17 protein-coding genes are annotated in these 16,985 nt (G+C 40.7%); 1 reads left to right on the top strand and 16 read right to left on the bottom strand.

Translation table 11 applies throughout. The features are described 5' to 3' along the window. Nucleotides 1–5: 5 nt before the first annotated feature. The 16 genes from NL42_RS13345 to NL42_RS13270 form a co-directional block, all read right to left on the bottom strand. Nucleotides 6–266, bottom strand: a complete 261-nt coding sequence (locus NL42_RS13345; protein ID WP_000067033.1) for a phosphopantetheine-binding protein — start codon at nucleotides 264–266, stop codon at nucleotides 6–8. A 1-nt stretch (nucleotide 267) separates the two neighbouring features. Beyond that, entirely contained in the window at nucleotides 268–1,071 is an 804-nt protein-coding gene (locus NL42_RS13340; protein WP_252610394.1) for a lysophospholipid acyltransferase family protein, read from the bottom strand. Next, nucleotides 1,056–1,670: a beta-ketoacyl synthase chain length factor gene (locus NL42_RS13335; RefSeq protein ID WP_461313091.1), complete on the bottom strand. Its 615-nt coding sequence runs from the start codon at nucleotides 1,668–1,670 to the stop codon at nucleotides 1,056–1,058. Before NL42_RS13335 ends, NL42_RS13340 begins: the two co-directional genes overlap by 16 nt. A 196-nt stretch (nucleotides 1,671–1,866) precedes the next feature. Continuing rightward, nucleotides 1,867–3,276 carry a ribosome biogenesis GTPase Der gene (gene der / locus NL42_RS13330; RefSeq protein ID WP_003654885.1) on the bottom strand — a complete coding sequence of 470 codons (1,410 nt, stop codon included), beginning with the start codon at nucleotides 3,274–3,276 and terminating at the stop codon, nucleotides 1,867–1,869. Nucleotides 3,277–3,463: 187 nt separating this feature from the next. Continuing rightward, on the bottom strand, nucleotides 3,464–4,609 hold the full coding sequence (gene bamB, locus NL42_RS13325) for an outer membrane protein assembly factor BamB (RefSeq protein WP_461313090.1): 1,146 nt from the start codon (nucleotides 4,607–4,609) through the stop codon (nucleotides 3,464–3,466). Next, nucleotides 4,609–5,307 (bottom strand): YfgM family protein, encoded by a 699-nt coding sequence (locus tag NL42_RS13320; RefSeq protein WP_461313089.1) that lies wholly within the window; start codon nucleotides 5,305–5,307, stop codon nucleotides 4,609–4,611. Before NL42_RS13320 ends, bamB begins: the two co-directional genes overlap by 1 nt. 28 nt (nucleotides 5,308–5,335) lie before the next feature. Next, nucleotides 5,336–6,628: a histidine--tRNA ligase gene (gene hisS, locus NL42_RS13315; RefSeq protein ID WP_461313088.1), complete on the bottom strand. Its 1,293-nt coding sequence runs from the start codon at nucleotides 6,626–6,628 to the stop codon at nucleotides 5,336–5,338. Next, the gene (ispG, locus tag NL42_RS13310; protein WP_199965884.1) at nucleotides 6,625–7,740 is read right to left on the bottom strand and encodes a flavodoxin-dependent (E)-4-hydroxy-3-methylbut-2-enyl-diphosphate synthase; all 1,116 of its coding nucleotides are present in this window, start codon (nucleotides 7,738–7,740) and stop codon (nucleotides 6,625–6,627) included. Before ispG ends, hisS begins: the two co-directional genes overlap by 4 nt. A 21-nt stretch (nucleotides 7,741–7,761) precedes the next feature. Continuing rightward, entirely contained in the window at nucleotides 7,762–8,553 is a 792-nt protein-coding gene (locus NL42_RS13305) for a helix-turn-helix domain-containing protein (RefSeq protein WP_461313087.1), read from the bottom strand. After that, the gene (pilW, locus tag NL42_RS13300) at nucleotides 8,544–9,341 is read right to left on the bottom strand and encodes a type IV pilus biogenesis/stability protein PilW (RefSeq protein WP_461313086.1); all 798 of its coding nucleotides are present in this window, start codon (nucleotides 9,339–9,341) and stop codon (nucleotides 8,544–8,546) included. The genes NL42_RS13305 and pilW overlap by 10 nt, the downstream gene beginning before the upstream one ends. Nucleotides 9,342–9,355: 14 nt before the next feature. After that, on the bottom strand, nucleotides 9,356–10,591 hold the full coding sequence (rlmN, locus tag NL42_RS13295) for a dual-specificity RNA methyltransferase RlmN (RefSeq protein ID WP_461313085.1): 1,236 nt from the start codon (nucleotides 10,589–10,591) through the stop codon (nucleotides 9,356–9,358). A gap of 123 nt (nucleotides 10,592–10,714) precedes the next feature. Further along, nucleotides 10,715–11,146 (bottom strand): nucleoside-diphosphate kinase, encoded by a 432-nt coding sequence (gene ndk, locus NL42_RS13290; RefSeq protein ID WP_003654870.1) that lies wholly within the window; start codon nucleotides 11,144–11,146, stop codon nucleotides 10,715–10,717. Nucleotides 11,147–11,259: 113 nt separating this feature from the next. Continuing rightward, nucleotides 11,260–11,460, bottom strand: coding sequence for a Fe-S cluster assembly protein IscX (iscX, locus tag NL42_RS13285; RefSeq protein WP_003654869.1), 201 nt, complete (start codon nucleotides 11,458–11,460; stop codon nucleotides 11,260–11,262). A 99-nt stretch (nucleotides 11,461–11,559) separates the two neighbouring features. After that, nucleotides 11,560–12,111 (bottom strand): phosphatase PAP2 family protein, encoded by a 552-nt coding sequence (locus tag NL42_RS13280; protein ID WP_289781517.1) that lies wholly within the window; start codon nucleotides 12,109–12,111, stop codon nucleotides 11,560–11,562. A gap of 24 nt (nucleotides 12,112–12,135) precedes the next feature. Next, entirely contained in the window at nucleotides 12,136–13,425 is a 1,290-nt protein-coding gene (locus NL42_RS13275) for a glycosyltransferase family 4 protein (RefSeq protein WP_461313114.1), read from the bottom strand. A 137-nt stretch (nucleotides 13,426–13,562) separates the two neighbouring features. Continuing rightward, nucleotides 13,563–15,746 carry a carboxy terminal-processing peptidase gene (locus tag NL42_RS13270; protein ID WP_461313084.1) on the bottom strand — a complete coding sequence of 728 codons (2,184 nt, stop codon included), beginning with the start codon at nucleotides 15,744–15,746 and terminating at the stop codon, nucleotides 13,563–13,565. A 192-nt stretch (nucleotides 15,747–15,938) separates the two neighbouring features. Here NL42_RS13270 and nagZ point away from each other — a divergent pair, with 192 nt between their 5' ends. Then, on the top strand, nucleotides 15,939–16,958 hold the full coding sequence (gene nagZ, locus NL42_RS13265) for a beta-N-acetylhexosaminidase (RefSeq protein WP_461313083.1): 1,020 nt from the start codon (nucleotides 15,939–15,941) through the stop codon (nucleotides 16,956–16,958). The last annotated feature ends 27 nt before the right edge of the window (nucleotides 16,959–16,985 follow it).

Below are 16,985 nucleotides of genomic sequence, written 5' to 3'. Positions count from 1 at the left end.
GCTCCTTATGACTTCTGTTGTGCTTCAACTAAAGCAACCAAACTCTGGATGGATTTAAAATGCTGTTTGGTTTCATCCGACTCTGCATTTAAATGAATGTTGTAACGCTTTTTTAAAGCCAGTCCCAACTCAAGTGCATCAATCGAGTCTAATCCTAAGCCCTCTCCAAATAATGGAGCTTCTGTATCAATATCCGCAATAGTGATATCTTCTAGTGCTAAAACATCAATAATCATTTGCTTTAGTTCATCAGCAAGATTGCTCATTTCAAGATAACTCTTCATCAAAAATTTTATAAAAACTACGACTTAACTGACGAACTTGTTTAGGTCCTACTGTTAAATCATCTAACAAATCTGATACCTGTACAGCATCTAAAACCTTGACCTCGATATGAAAGGGTTGAGATGGTACGTGGTACCATTTTTCATTCTTGGTTAATGTCGATGGTGTGCAGGTAATAATTACTGGGCGAATTGGTACATTTGCACGAATGGCAATATTGGCTGCGCCGCGCTGAAATTCGTTTAGGGTCATCCCTTTTTCAGTACGCGTTCCTTCCGGAAAAATTAAAAGAGAAGCCGAATTATTTTCTTTCAGACGCGTCACACAGTCTTCAACAAATTGCTGAGAGCCAGCGTTCAAAATATAACCCGCACTTTGTACAGGTCCTTTGGTAAAAGGGTTTGACCAAAGAGACTGCTTCACCACACAATTAGCCTGCTGCATCATACCAATTAGTACTACAACATCAATCAAACTCGGATGATTGGCGATAACTAGCTCTTGACGACTATTCTGTAGCTTTTCCAAACCTTCTACCGAATAAGTCATAATGCCCAGTTTGACCATCATTTCGGTAAAGCCTTTAAAGCTATACTTAATCACATTCTGTGCACGTTGCTGACGCTTTTCAGAGTCAGAGGTTGTGGCATTCAGTACTGGTGCAATGACGGTGGCAATTGCCATACCGCCCAAACCGAAACTGGCAAAACTAAAACCAGTTGCAGCTACACGCCAGCAATAATTACCTTTTTGTTTCAGATTTTTAAGATTTAGCATTTGTTCCACCCAAATGCAGATATTAACTGGTCAGCATCCTGCCAAAAATGAGCAAAAGTAGGACCATCTGCTTCAACTGTATGTGTCCACGCAGTAATTTGTAAATTAGGTTGCTCTAGAGTAACGACCGCAGCCATAGCATAAGCAGGGAAATCGACTGCCTCAGCATAAATTGGGGGTAAAGGTTCATCATAAGCAACGACTAATACCCGCTGGATATCTTTCATTGACTTTAAAAGTGCATAGGCTTCAATTAAACTTTCAGTCCATGAACAGCTTAGGCTGGTAGATGGCGTATCATCCTGACATAAAATAGAATAAAGCCCAGAAATTGCATTATGGACAGACGTTGAAAATTGTGTGGGTGATGGAGTTTGCTCACTTAAAACGTCTTTCAATATATTCAACGTTTTAGACTCGTCACCATATCGTGACACCCAAACAATATAATCAGCTCTACTACCATTTAATGCACCAAGCGCACTGTTTAAAGCAAGTTTAGCCAATGGCGATAACCGTCTACGTTGCATAGCTGGAATACAGTCAAGCGCTGTATATGAGGGCTGAGCATGTGTAAATGCAAGCTGAGCAAGATGTAATGTTACCATGCTAAAAGTGAACCCTAAGCAGCGTTATTCTGTCGGAATATAAATTATTTTATAAAGATGCTGATTATAGCATTCGTTATGAAATTTACAAAAAATTACGTTTATCATTCACATTTTTTCATAACTCTTGGCACATGCTCATTTATTTGCAATAAAAAACCCAAAGAAAACTTTGGGTTTTTGAACTTTAGAAAGCTTAACGTTTAAACTTTTTCTCAGCTTTTTTGAATTTCTGTACATAACGACGTTTACGTGCTGCAACGCGTTCGTCCACTTGTGACTTACGTCCTTCAAATGGGTTTTCCGAAGTTTTAAAATCAACACGTACTGGCGTTCCTTCCAGTTTGTAAACTTTACGGAACACATTCTCAAGGTAACGACGATAATCCGCTGGGGTTTTGTCGACCTTATTACCGTGAATTACGATCGTTGGTGGATTTTGTCCACCCATATGCGCATAACGCATTTTAATACGTTTACCACCCACCATTGGTGGCTGATGTGCATCTGTAGCATCATTCAAAATTTGAGTTAATTTTGCAGGTGAAACTTTTAAATGTGATGAATCATAAGCACGATGGATGGTTGGGTACATTTCACCTACGCCAGTGCCATGCAATGCCGAGATTAAATGGACTTTCGCCCAAGGAATAAAGTCAAAACGACGATCAACATCCAACTTACACTGTTTACGATCGTATTCAGTCATGTTGTCCCATTTGTTAATGGCGATCACCATGGCACGACCAGCTTCAAGCGCGTAACCAATCAAATGTAGATCTTGTTCAACTACGCCTTCACGGGCATCCAACACCACCACAATCACATGTGCATCTTTAATTGCTTGTAGTGTTTTCACGATTGAGAATTTCTCAATCATTTCATCAACTTTACCTTTACGACGCACACCCGCTGTATCAATGAGGGTATATTGACGACCATCACGTTCAAATGGAATGTAAATCGAGTCACGCGTTGTGCCTGGTTGGTCAAATGCAACTACACGGTCTTCACCCAGTAAACGATTGACCAAAGTCGATTTACCCACATTCGGACGACCAATAATCGCTAAACGTAAGCCTGTTGCTTTGTCATGTTCTTCTGGATTTTCATCTTCAGGTACGTCTACTAAGACATCCTCAAGCATTTGCTGTACACCACGACCATGGCTGGCAGCAACTTGTAAGGGTTCACCCATACCAAGTTTGTAGAACTCAACCAACGCAGCTTCTGCATGAACACCATCAACTTTATTGGCAACCAAGTAAACTTTTTTACCCAAAGTACGTAGTTCACGTGCAATTTGTTCATCTGAAGCCAATAAGCCAGCACGCGCATCAACCACGAAAATGATGATATCTGCTTCATTAATCGCCGTTTTTGACTGCTCGGCCATGTAGTTATCAATACCGCCTTCATTTTCACCAATACCGCCAGTATCAACAACAATGAAAGACTTATTCTGATAAGTTGCATCACCATATTTACGGTCACGAGTCAGGCCCGCGAAGTCGGCTACAAGTGCATCACGACTCTTGGTAATCTGGTTAAATAACGTTGATTTTCCGACATTCGGACGACCAATGAGCGCAATAACGGGTTTCATACAATAACCTTAATTCAAGACCTGCCATATCTCATGGCATGAGCATTAAAAACAGTACAGGAGATATATTTTAAGGTCAGAGATGACCATAATAAAAGACGGGGCTTTGAACTGATTTAATTCAAACACCCCGATATTTTTAACAGCATAATTTGTTAAGCGCTTATTTTAGCACAAGCGAACGAAATTAACGATTCTGCCAAATACTTAAATCGCCTTTTCTGGTCGAAACATAAAGTTGATTCTCGATAACACGTAATGTATTAACTTCACCACTTGTTTTTGAACGACCAATTAATTTACCTGTTGCTGGTTCAACAAGATGCAATACGCCATCTAAATCACCTACAACAAGATCTTGTCCTAGCACAACAGGATTACTTAAATGACGGTTTAATAAACTATCATTTTCCCAGATTTTTTCACCAGATGCTAAATCGTAAGCTGTTAACTTACCATCTGTTGAAGAGACAAATACTTTGTTGTCATAAACTTCTGGACGTTTGGTACTGCTCGAATCTTCACTCCAAACTACACGTTGAGAAGCAAGATCCGTTACAGTCACTTGACCTTGGAAACTAGTCGTTACCATAAACTGTCCAGCTACAGTTGGATCGCCATCGATATCAATTAAACGTTGAATATCAGAACGACCTTCGCTCACTGCAACACGACGTTGGAAACGTGGAATACCACTAATCGTATCAATTGCATAAACATACGCATTGGCAGATGCAATTAATACAGTACGAGGATCAAGGCTTACCGGTGATGCCTGACCACGTAAACTAAATTGTACATTTGGTAATTTATAAGCCCAAACTTGTTGGCCCGAAGTAGCATCATGCGCAAATACAGTACCATCATTCGCAATGGTAATAACGCGTCCAGATTGAACCAATGACGGGCTTAACAATGCACCAGATAACTGCGCAGTCCACTTCTGTTCGCCTGTTGCCTGATCTAGTGCAAAAAGTTGCCCTTTACTATTACCAACAACAACAATTCCTTCAGCAGCTTCAACACCAGAGCTCAAGCCTAATTTGCTGACTTTCTTTTCCCAAATACGTTGTTTACCACGATATGCAGCGACTTCACCTTTTGGATCAAGAGTGAAAACTACACCGTCGTTTGCATCAAGTTGCAAACGTAATGGATCAGCCTTATCAGTAGAAGAAACACTACGCGAAAACACTGGCGTTAAGGTCTTTTTCGACTCGGTCAATTTCGGTAGCGGATTAGGTTTTACTTCTTTTACTTTATTACTCGAACATCCCACCAGTACAGCCGATGCGATTGCAATTGCCAAAGGCAGTTTGAATTTCTGATTCATTAAGACTCTTCCACCTGTGTTTCCAAAATTGGGCGCTCAATCTGTGGATCTTCAACTAAAACGCCAACACTTTCGAGTTTAATTTGTAAAATTTGACGCTCTTGTTTACGTTCTAGTAACGAATTCCAAGCTGCCTGATACGCTTTTTTAGCAGAATCAACATCTTTCTTAGCAACAAAGATATCACCACGTAACTCTTCTACCGTTGCTTTAAATGCAGGATCGACGTTACCAGATAAGGTTTTTAATGCTTCATCATATTTGTTTTGTGCCAATTGTGCATCTGCTAAACGCAATTTCACAACCTGCATTAAACCTTCATCTTTTACTTTTGAATTTTCAACTTTTTTTAATGCTTTTTCAGCAGCAGCATAATCCTGTTTTTCATAGGCTAATTTTGCTAATACAAACTGAGTCTGTATAGCCTGAACAGAATCGATATCATCTTTTACAATTTTATCTGCCGATGCAGTTACTGAGCTTAAGGCATTAGGATTGTCGGCACTCGCATTTGCATCATCCATTAACTGCTGTACTTTTGCAGTTTCGACTTGGCTAGTTGCCAAATTCTTTTTTTGCCAGTATGTCCACCCAAAAAAGGCAATCAACGCAATGAGAATTCCGCTAATCATGGCAGAACCATATTTTTTGGCGAACGACTTTAAGCTGTCGAATTGTTCTTCATCACTTACGCTCATGTGATTGTCCTTTTCCAGATGTTTCAGTTTATTTTGTAAATTTTTGGATTAAAAATGGTACGAGGTCAGCAATTGCGACTTGTGACTGCTCAGCTGTTGCCAACTCTTTGATAGCAAGCTGCTGCGCTTCCCACTCTCGTTCCCCTAAAATCAAAGCAAAGATTGCTCCAGCCTGATCAGCTTTTTTCATCTGGCTTTTCATGCTGCCTTGCGAACCTGTTTTGATTCGAATACTGCTATTTGCAGCTTCTAACTGGTCACGTAATTGTTCTGCCAAAATCAAAGCGTTCGTTTGATAAGCAGGTTCTGCAACCAAAAAGACTTCACAATCACGAATAACTTCTGCCTGTTCAACCTGCTCAAGCAGAAGCAATAAACGCTCCATACCCATTGCAAAACCAACAGCTGGGACAGATTGATCTGGCTTACCTTTTAATTGGCCAACCAAACCATCATAACGTCCACCAGCACATACTGTGCCTTGTGAACCAAGTGCCGTAGTCGTCCATTCAAAAACAGTCTTGTTGTAATAGTCCAGACCACGTACTAACTTCTGGTTAATTACAAACTGGATACCAGCAGCAGTCAAATAATCTTGTAACTGCTTAAAATGATCCAAACTATCTTCTTTTAAGAAATCGTGTAATTTCGGCGCATTTTCCAGAATTTTCTGGGTAGATTCAGTTTTAGAATCTAAAATACGTAACGGGTTTGTCGTTAAACGACGCTGAGAATCCTCATCCAACGCATCTTTATGTTCATTTAAGAACGCAACCAATGCATTGCGGTATTCAGCACGCTCATCAACCTCACCTAAAGTATTCAACTCAAGTTGAACCTTATCAGCAACACCCATACGTTTCCATAAGCGTGCAGTCAACAAAATCAATTCTGCATCAATATCAGGTGTTGCTACGCCAAAAGTTTCCACACCAAACTGGTGAAACTGACGATAACGGCCTTTTTGTGGCTTTTCATAACGGAACATAGGTCCCATATACCACACACGTGGTGTAGCACCACGCAACAAATTATGTTCAAGCATAGCGCGAACACAACCAGCCGTACCTTCTGGACGTAAGGTTAACGACTCAGGTGGATTGCCTTTGTCAAAAAAGGTATACATTTCTTTTTCAACAATATCAGTGGCATCACCAATAGTACGTTTAAACAATCCCGTTTGTTCAATAATCGGCAAACGAATTTGTTGATAACCATAAGCATCCATTAACGATGCTAAATATTTCTCGAGACGTCTCCACGCTACTGTTTGCGTTGGCAAAACGTCATTAAAACCTTTGATTGCGACTATTGAACTCATGATGAACTACGAATAATTTCTTTAGATTTAGCTTCTTCAAGCTCTTGGACACGTTGACGAACCATTGTTTCGATTTCATCAACCAATTGATCGGTATCGATTAAATGGCTTTTCTCACCATTACGATAAACCAATGAGCGAGGCGCGGCCCCCACAACCCCGATATCGGCTTCTTTTGCTTCACCCGGGCCATTTACCTTACAACCAATCACTGACACATCCATTGGAGTACGAATATCTTCTAAACGTTCTTCCAAAGCTTGCATCACTTGAATAACGTTAAATTCTTGGCGCGAACAACTCGGACAAGCAATAAAGTTAATTCCGTTAGAGCGAAGCCCCAATGATTTTAAGATATCAAAACCAATCTTGATTTCATCTTCTGGTTCGGCAGCAAGCGAAATACGCATCGTATCGCCAATACCTTCCATCAATAATCCGCCAAGGGCAATCGCTGATTTCACAGTACCAGTACGGTAAATACCCGCTTCAGTAACACCAAGATGTAATGGATTATCAATTTGTTTTGAAAGTAAACGGTAAGCATCCATCGTTAAAAACACATTAGATGCTTTTACACTGACTTTAAATTCATGGAAATTGAGTCGATCTAAAATATCAATATGGCGTAACGCTGACTCAAGCAGCGCCTCACCTGTAGGTTCGCCATATTTCTTTTGTAAATCTTTTTCTAGAGAACCGCCATTAACGCCAATACGCATTGAAATGCCATGATGACGTGCCGCAGCAACGACTTCACGAACTTTCTGGTCTGACCCGATATTCCCCGGATTAATACGTAAACAGTCTGCACCATAATCTGCAACTGCCAAGGCAATTCTATGGTCAAAATGAATATCGGCAACTAATGGTACTGAAACGCGCTTACGAATGGCGCCAAATGCCTCAGCAGCTTCCATAGATGGGACCGAAACACGCATAATATCAGCACCTGCATCAACGCAACGCTCAATCTGAGCAACGGTTGCATCAACATCGCAAGTTTCAGTGTTTGTCATACTTTGCACACTAATAGGTGCATCGCCACCGACATACACCGACCCAACACGGATTTTTCGTGTTGGTCGACGTTTAATTGGGTTCTCTATCATTGTATCGCTCAACTCATGGTATTAGCGGGATAAACGGAATTCAGCTTTACCGTTTACCGTATATGGAGACAATGAAATCTGTTCTTGGTTTAAACTTAATGACACAGCAGTTGCATCATCAAGACGAATCTGGAATGGAGACTCACCATTTAGGTTTAAAGTTGATGACTGACGACCTGTCGCCAAAACTTTACCTGTTGCATCAACAATATGAACAGAAGTTGGTCGGTTAAAGTTTAACACCAATTGATCGCCCACTGTTGAGGTGGCATTTCCTTTCATAGGTAAAACTTCAACATTAGATTGATTTACTTTAGGTAAATCAGCATCTTCTTTCTTTGAAGTCCATTTTTGAATACCCATGACAATCAATGACACAACAGCAATAACCACGATTGCAAGAAGTGCACGCTTCAACCATTTCTTATTACGGTCACTATTAGAACCAGGGAGTTTACCCATGATTTTAATTGGTGAATTATTTAAGGCATGGTTTGGTAAAAGCCCAGTATCATTTGCATAAATCTCATCGAAGCGCTGAATAATTGCCGTCGCATCTGTTTTTAGATATTTTGCATATGAACGGTAATAACCCTTGATAAAAGTCGCTTCTGGCAATGACTTGTAATCATCTTGCTCTAAAGCTGTTAGAGTTTTGACTGGCATGTTTAAATCTGAAGAAACTTGCCCTAACTCTTTATTCTGAGCCACTCGAATTTGACGTAAATACTCACCAGGACGTTGAATATTTCCTAAAGCAGAAGTCGGTAAGCTTGAGCCAGTTGGCTGCTGTGAATTAGGATTTATTTCCATACGGCCTCAGTACTATACTGTAATTGCAAATAACGTTGATATTCTGGACTTTCCGGGAACAAAGCACGTAACTGGTTTACTAAGACTTGCATTCCCATTTTATCCGCATTGGCTCGAGCCACTCTTACACCAATCCAAAGTGCTCTTGCACCCTGATTTTTCTGCCCCACTATATGAACATATTGCTCATACATTTGTGTAGCAGCCGGAATCTGCTGCTGCAAATAAAAAATTTCCGCTAACTCTAACATTGAAATATAAGAGTCGCGGTTAGCAAGGAGTGATTGTTTGAATGTTTTTTCAGCATTCGCAACATCACCCAATTTTAAATAAATACGCCCCAGATTTTCTAATGCCTGATAGCGTTGGTCATAGCCTAATGTTGTTCCAGCAATGCGAAATTGCTCGATCGCATCATTATAGCGTTCCATTTGGTATAAATAAGTACCATAGTTATTATGTGCTTGAGCATTATCTGGTTCAGATGAAATTGCTCGTTTAAAATAATGTTCAGCTTTTTCTAAGTTAGGCTTACTACCTTCTTGCTGTAGTAAAATACCCATCATCATATTTGCCGTTGCGTCACGGCTATCTACACTTAAAGCTTGATCAAGAGCTCGCTTTGCCGAATCCAAGTCACCCGAACGGATATGTTCAGCAGCAAGTTGTGTACGTACTTTTACCGCTTTTTCTGGGTCTTTTTTTTGCAGATGCGTTGTCTGGCAACCACTTACCAAAAGTGCAACTGCAACCCCCATTAATACCGCTTTTAACTTTGGAGTACTCAAAGCCTGCCCTCAATTTATCCTTGTGTACGCAAAATCTCTTGACGCTGTGTGACTTTTTTCTGCCACTGTTCAGCACGACGAGTTCTATCAGCCACTTGACCGACTAACTGTCCACATGCAGCGTCAATATCATCACCACGTGTTTGACGAATCGTACACACAAATCCAGCATCAGACAAAGTTTTTTGGAACGAGATAATTCGATTTCGGCTTGAGCGACCATATGGTGCATGCGGGAACGGATTAAATGGAATTAAATTAATTTTACTTGGTAAGTTTTTTAACAATTTAATCATTTGCTGTGCATGTTCAGGATGATCATTCACACCCTCTAACATCACATATTCAATAGTCACATGTTTACGCGAACTTTCATTACCATCTTTGGCAATATAACGTTGACATGCAGCAATTAACTGAGCCAATGGATATTTCTTATTAATTGGCACTAATTCGTTACGTAATTCATCGTTTGGCGCATGTAAAGAAATTGCTAAAGCAACATCAATGTCTTTTGCAAGTTGATCAATTTTCGGTACAACACCTGATGTTGATAAAGTCACACGGCGCTTAGACATGCCATAGGCGAAGTCATCAAGCATAATGCGCATTGAGCTTAATACAGCATCATAGTTGAGCAATGGCTCTCCCATACCCATCATCACGACATTAGTCACTGAACGCTCGCGCTCGGCAACGGGCACTTCTTCCATATAAGAATAGTTTGCCATCCAGAGTTGTCCAATGATTTCATCTGGCGTTAAATCACGTTGGAAACCTTGTTTGCCTGTTGAACAAAATGAACAGTCCAATGCACAACCGACTTGTGAAGAAATACACAAAGTTTTGCGCAAGCCTGTTTTATCTTCAGCAGGAATTAATACAGTTTCAACTAAAGAACCTACACCATCACCTACACGAAAAACCCACTTACGTGTACCGTCTTTTGAATAGTGACGGTGAACAACTTCAGGAGCCTTGACTTCACAAATCTGTTCAAGCTTCGCACGTAATTTGCCTGAAATATTGGTCATTTCAGCAAAATCAGTAATGAAGTATTGATGTATCCATTTCATGACCTGTCCGGCACGAAACTTTTTCTCGCCAATATCTTCAAAGAATTTTTCTAATTCAGTACGAGACATGCCGAGTAAATTCACTTTATTTTCGGCAGCAGGCATTGCCAGCCTGGACGAAGATTGCTGCTGTCCATCAAGATTTTCAGATGAAACGACCTCTGCAGAACTCATGTGTATTTACCTAAACCATGTCAAAAAACTGAAGATATTGTTCAAGAATCAAACAATATTCTCTTGAGAGAATAAAAAAACCAGATAAGTAGTATACCACTTATCTGGTTTGAATGCTTTCGATTAACGAGTGCGTGGGCAGATCTCGTTGTCAGCAAAGAAGTAAGCAATTTCACGCTCTGCAGAAGCAACTGAGTCAGAACCGTGAGCAGCATTTTCGTCGATGCTTACAGCAAAGTCAGCACGGATAGTGCCAGGAGCTGCTTCTTTAGGGTTTGTAGCGCCTAAGATTTCACGGTGTGCAAGAACTGCATTTTCGCCTTCAAGTACAGATACTACAACTGGACCAGAAGTCATGAATGCAACTAAGTCACCAAAGAAACCACGTTCTTTATGCTCAGCATAGAAACCTTCAGCATCAGCTTGAGAAAGGTGTTTCATTTTAGTCGCAACAATTTTTAAACCCGCTTTTTCAAAACGAGCAAAAATATCACCGATGTGGTTTTTAGACACTGCATCAGGTTTTACGATAGACAAAGTACGTTCAATAGCCATGAGTGGCTCCTTTATTTTAAGATTTAAACTTTAAAAAATTTGCCGCATTATACCGATGTCATAGGCAATAATCAGCTTTGAATGTGTAAAAGTTGCGATTATTTCTACTGTTTTTAGCGAACTTCGTCTATCCAGGCCATTTGAATCCCTTCTAGCAATCCTTCTGTCGATTTATTTGGGTCATCATTGAAGTCTGGTAAAGCACATACCCATGCATGTAAATCGGTAAAACGAATCCATTGCGGATCAACTTCTGGATGTGCTTCTGACAATTCAATGGCAATATCAATCGTATCTGTCCAACGCAAGCCCATAGCGGCTCCTATCTGTTTAATCTGCTAAATCAAGAACTGTGTACTTTAGCAAATCCACAAACCTAATCGATAGCTTAAGCTGATAAAAATTACCGATGCTTATAAAGCGATGTTCAAGAGTGGCGCCATAAAGATAATCATACTCGCGACCGCCGCACCAATGAGTGCACCGACAATCACATCACTTGGGTAATGAAGACCAAGTACCATACGAGACAATGCTACAAGCACCATGAAAGGAAACATCGCCGCAAGCAGAGCGGGCTGGATATAACCCAAAACGATTGTGACCATCACAGCATGAAGCGTGTGACCCGATGGAAAACTGAAATGATCAAGTGGTCTTTCACCGAGCACAATCACTTGATGTACCTGATAAGGCCGAGGTCGTGTTGTTTTATGTTTTAAGAATTTATAAATTGCGGTACCAATAGAACCACCTAATAACAAGTAGATGATTTGCAGGCTATAAGTGATGCCTTGCATCCCCCACACAATTGCCAGCATTAGATACCAAAATGGACCGTCACCGACACGACTAATGATTTTGAAAAAAAGGGCAACACGCTGTGAGTGAGAGAAATTATTAAGATATAAACAGCCTCTTAAATCTAAATCGAGTATTTTTATTTTTGCATTCTTAAATTTCATGGTCATTCTCCTATTTTAGGATACTTAGGTGAAGTCCACCGAGGGCTCCTTCACTACCTGATAAAATGCCTGCTCCAATTGCTGAACCGGAAGTTGCCAACCGCTTTGCTGTACTTTCTGACAGGCTTGTACGCCCATTTCTCTAAGTTGTTGTAATGAAGGAAGCTGATAAATTTGTTGTATAAAGTGGCTTTTTTGTCCAAGTGGGCTTAACCAGCCATTCACACCATGGGTTAAATATTGATGTGCACATGCATAATCATACGCGATAACTGGTAAACCGCTTGCCATCGCCTCTAAAACTACGTTACCAAACGTTTCAACTTGACTCGCAAATACGAATACATCTGCACTCGCATAGGCAGCTGCCAAATCTTGACCTCTCAGACTTCCAGTAAAGATAACGCCCTTCGCTTCAGGCAATGACTTTAAGCGAGCAAAATCTGGGCCATCTCCCACAATAACTAACTTAGTTCTATGGGACTGAACAGTTTGTAAGTTTGCATAACTTTCAATGAGCACTTGCACTTCTTTTTCTGGAGACAAACGTCCCACATAAAGCATAACGCGAGTATTCTCATCGGCGTCCCATTGTTTTCGTAAATTCTCAGAGCGATGCTTTGGTGAAAATCTTGTTGTGTCTACACCGCGTCCAACAACAACCAACGGGCAAGTAATACCGAAACCGCGTAATGCTTCTTGTGTATCTTTACTTGGCACACAAGTCACTTGAGTATTGTTATGAAACCAGCACAGGTATTTTTGAATCGGTTTGACTAAAAAAGCCAAATCGAAGAACCGGCTAAAATCTTGAAACGGTGAATGAAAGCCGCTAGAAACTGGAATAGCTTTTGCTTTGGCAGCTTGCATGGCAGTTAAACCTAATGGTCCTTCGGTCACAATGTGAACCACATCGGGTACAAACTTTTCAAAAGCTTTCGATACTTTTAAATATTGTGGCCAACCAAACTGCAAAGTCGGATATTTTGGAATAGCCTGCGACATCACCAGACATTCTTGCTCTGGGGTAAAGTCATGGCATTTTGCTTTTTGTTCTGGGCGAATCAGTAAAATCTTATGCCCCAGTTTTTGCAAACCTTGGCATAGTTGTAATAATGAAAGTGCCACACCATTGATTTCGGGTGGCCAAGTTTCAGTAACAATCGCAATCTTTAAACGTGGGCGTACCAAATCATGCAATGAATGCGTATTGGATAGCTGCTGCTTGTGTTTAAAAAAGAATTGGAAGCTTTCAGGAAGTTGCTGTTCTTTTAATAGTGCTGTCGCGTATGAGCTTTGCATAGCGCCATCCATCAATGTATTTATTTTCATGCTTAAAGATTAAGCAGTTTTTTTGACATTTTGATGATGAATGCATGACAGTTTACTGACATGAAAAATAAAAAAAGCACACTGATAACAGCATGCTTTTTCTTAAGACTTAGTAATACTTAGCGATTTTGCAATTTTGCATAATCCATAAGTACGTTTGCAGCTTCAGTCACAAAAGTTTCTTCTTCTGGCAACGCAGGACGTTGTGATGCTTTCATTTTAGCGCGAGATTCAGCTAGAGCATCTAGTGAAGCTTGATAGCTTTCCCAATTTGCAAAAGGCTTTTGACCACTTGCTGCACGGCGTTCATTTTCTGCATCTAAAGTCTGTTTCTCTAGACCAAGTAATTCTGCACGGCGTTTATCAATATCCAGTACTACTTGTTTTTGGTCGCTCGTCACTTTAGCAATCGCAGTACGTTTATTTAGATATTTAAACTGAGCATCATTGCTAACACGTTGTTCAGAGAACTGAGACAACTTTGTGACATACGGCTGAACAGAACCTTCACGTTTAAATGGTGCAGTAGGAATTGTGTCCCACTTCAATGCATTCTTCGATTTACGTTCACCAAACTCTTCGTTATAGATATCGACGAGTTTGATGTCTGGCACTACACCTTTATTTTGTGTACTACCACCCGTAATACGGTAGAACTTACGCTGAGTTAGAGTCGCTTGACCATATGCCAGAGTGTCAAGTTGTACCTGAGCTGTACCCTTACCAGTCGTTGTGCTACCAATAATAATACCGCGCTCATAGTCTTGGATTGCAGCAGAGTAAATTTCACTTGCAGACGCAGATGCCAAGTTCACCATTACAGCAAGGGGGCCAGTGTAAATTTGTTGACCACCATCGTTGTCTTCAAAAACACTTACGTTGCCATTGCCATCACGAATTTGTACCACTGGGCCCGACTTAATCACTTGACCGAGCATACGTGCAACTTCTTCTAATGAACCACCTGGGTCATTACGCAAGTCAATAATGATACCTTCTACTTTCTTCGCTTTTAACGCTTCAAAAGCATTTGCAGTATCTTCAGAAACTGAACGGTATTGTTGACCCGCACGACGTGAACGATAGTCAAAATAGAATGACGGAATTTCAATTACGCCTAATAGGTGCTTTTTACCATCGCGGTTAACTTCAACTGTACGTGAACGAACACCAGCGTCTTCTTCTTGAATCACATCACGTACTAAGGTCACATTACGTGCTTGACTCATTGATGCACCAGCACCAAGAAGTTTTAACGTAACTTTGGTTCCGCGCTTACCACGAATAAGTCCAACAATTTCAGAACTTGACCAACCAACCACATCAATCATTTTCTCGCCTTCTTGGGCGACACCAACGATTCGATCTCCTGATTTCACTTGGCCAGACTTACTTGCAGGACCACCTTCTACAATGGTTTCAATCTTGGTGTAATCTTCATTACCACGTTCTGGACGAATCGATACACCAATACCTTCTAGTTGCAAAGTCGTTTGGCGATTCAATTCGATCGCATCAATTGGCGGGTAATAGTTACTGTGTGGATCATAGGTCGCCAACATGGCATTTAATGTTTTGTCCAACACATCATCGCTTTTCACACGACTAATTCTTTCAAGCTGACGCGTATAACGTTTAGTTAAGGTCTGAGCTGGTGTTAAATCTTCTGGGCCAGTTAAGTCTTGACCATCAGCAAGTGAAGGATTTTCTTTAAGCGCTTTTTGTTTCGCCTGCTCTTCTTCACGGCTAATTGTTAAATTGATTAACTGCGAAACCAACATTTTGCGCCAATGATTTTGTTGATCAGCCGCAGTTTTAAAATACGGTGCTTTTTCACGATCAACTTCAATATAGCTGTTTGGCTGTTTTAAATTTTGCTGCTGCTTCAACTCAGTCAACATGAACTCATAAAATTGTTTTAAGCGCTCACGATATTGCTGATGAATTGCAAACGGTCCTGTTAAATTCCCCGCTTTTAATGAAGCACCAAAATTTGAACCATATAGTTTTTTATAATTTTGAACTTCTGCGTCTAAAAATAGTGAGTGATCCGGATCAAGACTATCTAAATACATATCGAGAATACGATTTGATGTCGTCGCATCCAGACGCATATTCAAATAATGTTGGCGATCAACTAAAGTTGCCAGTTGGCGAGCCACCAAAGCCTGTTCTTGCGTTGGCTGGATCGATTGAGAAACTACAGCAGTATTCGTTGCTGCTCTCGCTTCATTCATCGTATGAGAGAAGAATAAACCGCCAGTCGCGATCGCTACTGCACAAGCTATAGTTTGAAGTTTCATAAATTTTTAATACTTCCTTGGGTATTCCTATCTTACACGCTCTGTTTTCGATATGAACTAAGCAGATTCAAAATCTTAACCAACTAAATTGTTTATACCGTGTAGTTTTATCATATTCTGTACTGACAAAATGTAGCAAAACATTGCAAAATTCGCTTATTGTTTTTCAATCAAAATTCAAATGGAACCAATATGATTGGCGCATTGATGCTGGACATCGCCGGCACAGAACTTACTCAAGAAGATATTGAACTATTACGCGCTCCGCAAGTCGGTGGCATGATTTTATTTGCACGAAATATTGAATCTCCACCACAAGTCCGTGCATTAACGGACCATATGCGTCAAATTCGTCCAGATATTTTAATTGCTGTCGACCAAGAAGGTGGTCGAGTTCAGCGCCTAAGATCAGGTTTTACCTTATTACCGGCCATGGGTCGTTTTGGTGAACTCTATATTACTCAACCTCAAAAAGCACTGGAACTGGCTGAACAGTGCGGTTGGTTAATGGCAACCGAAGTCTTGGCTGTAGGTATCGATTTTAGTTTTGCACCCGTTTTAGACCTCAATGCAATTAGTGATGTGATCGGTGATCGTGGTTTCTCTAAAAATATTGAGGATATTGCCCCGCTTGCTGGTGCATTTATGCAAGGCATGAAAAAAGCTGGAATGGCAAACACGGGCAAACACTTCCCGGGCCACGGTTCAGTGAAAGCCGACTCTCATGTTGCAGCTGCAATCGATAGCCGTAGCTATGATGAAATTTACAACCATGACATGCAAAGCTTTATTAAGCTCATGCCACAGCTTGATGCACTCATGCCTGCACATGTGATTTATGATCAGATCGATCCAAATCCAGCAGGTTTTTCACCGTTCTGGATTCAAGAAGTTCTACGCAACCGTTTGAAGTTTGATGGTGTACTTTTCTCTGATGACTTAAGCATGCAAGCTGCTTGTGTAGCAGGTGGCGCAGATGCACGTATTCAAGCTGCTTTAACCGCGTGTTGTGATATGGGGCTGGTGTGTAATGACCGTAGTGCGGCATGTACAGCACTTGAAGGTATTGCAAACTTAGAGCTACCAAATCAAGAACGTTTAGAACGCATGCGTGGTCAAATTCCACAAATTCAGATTGGTGAAACCTTATCGCTTGGAGATGAGTGGCAAGCTGTCAGAACAGCCATTGAAGAGTTTAAGAATTCGATTTAAATTATGGATACGTGGAAGCGTCATCTG

It is taken from the genome of Acinetobacter sp. GN11, from assembly GCF_054823985.1.
Note: the sequence above shows the minus strand (reverse complement) of the source record. Positions and strands in the feature narration are given on the sequence as shown.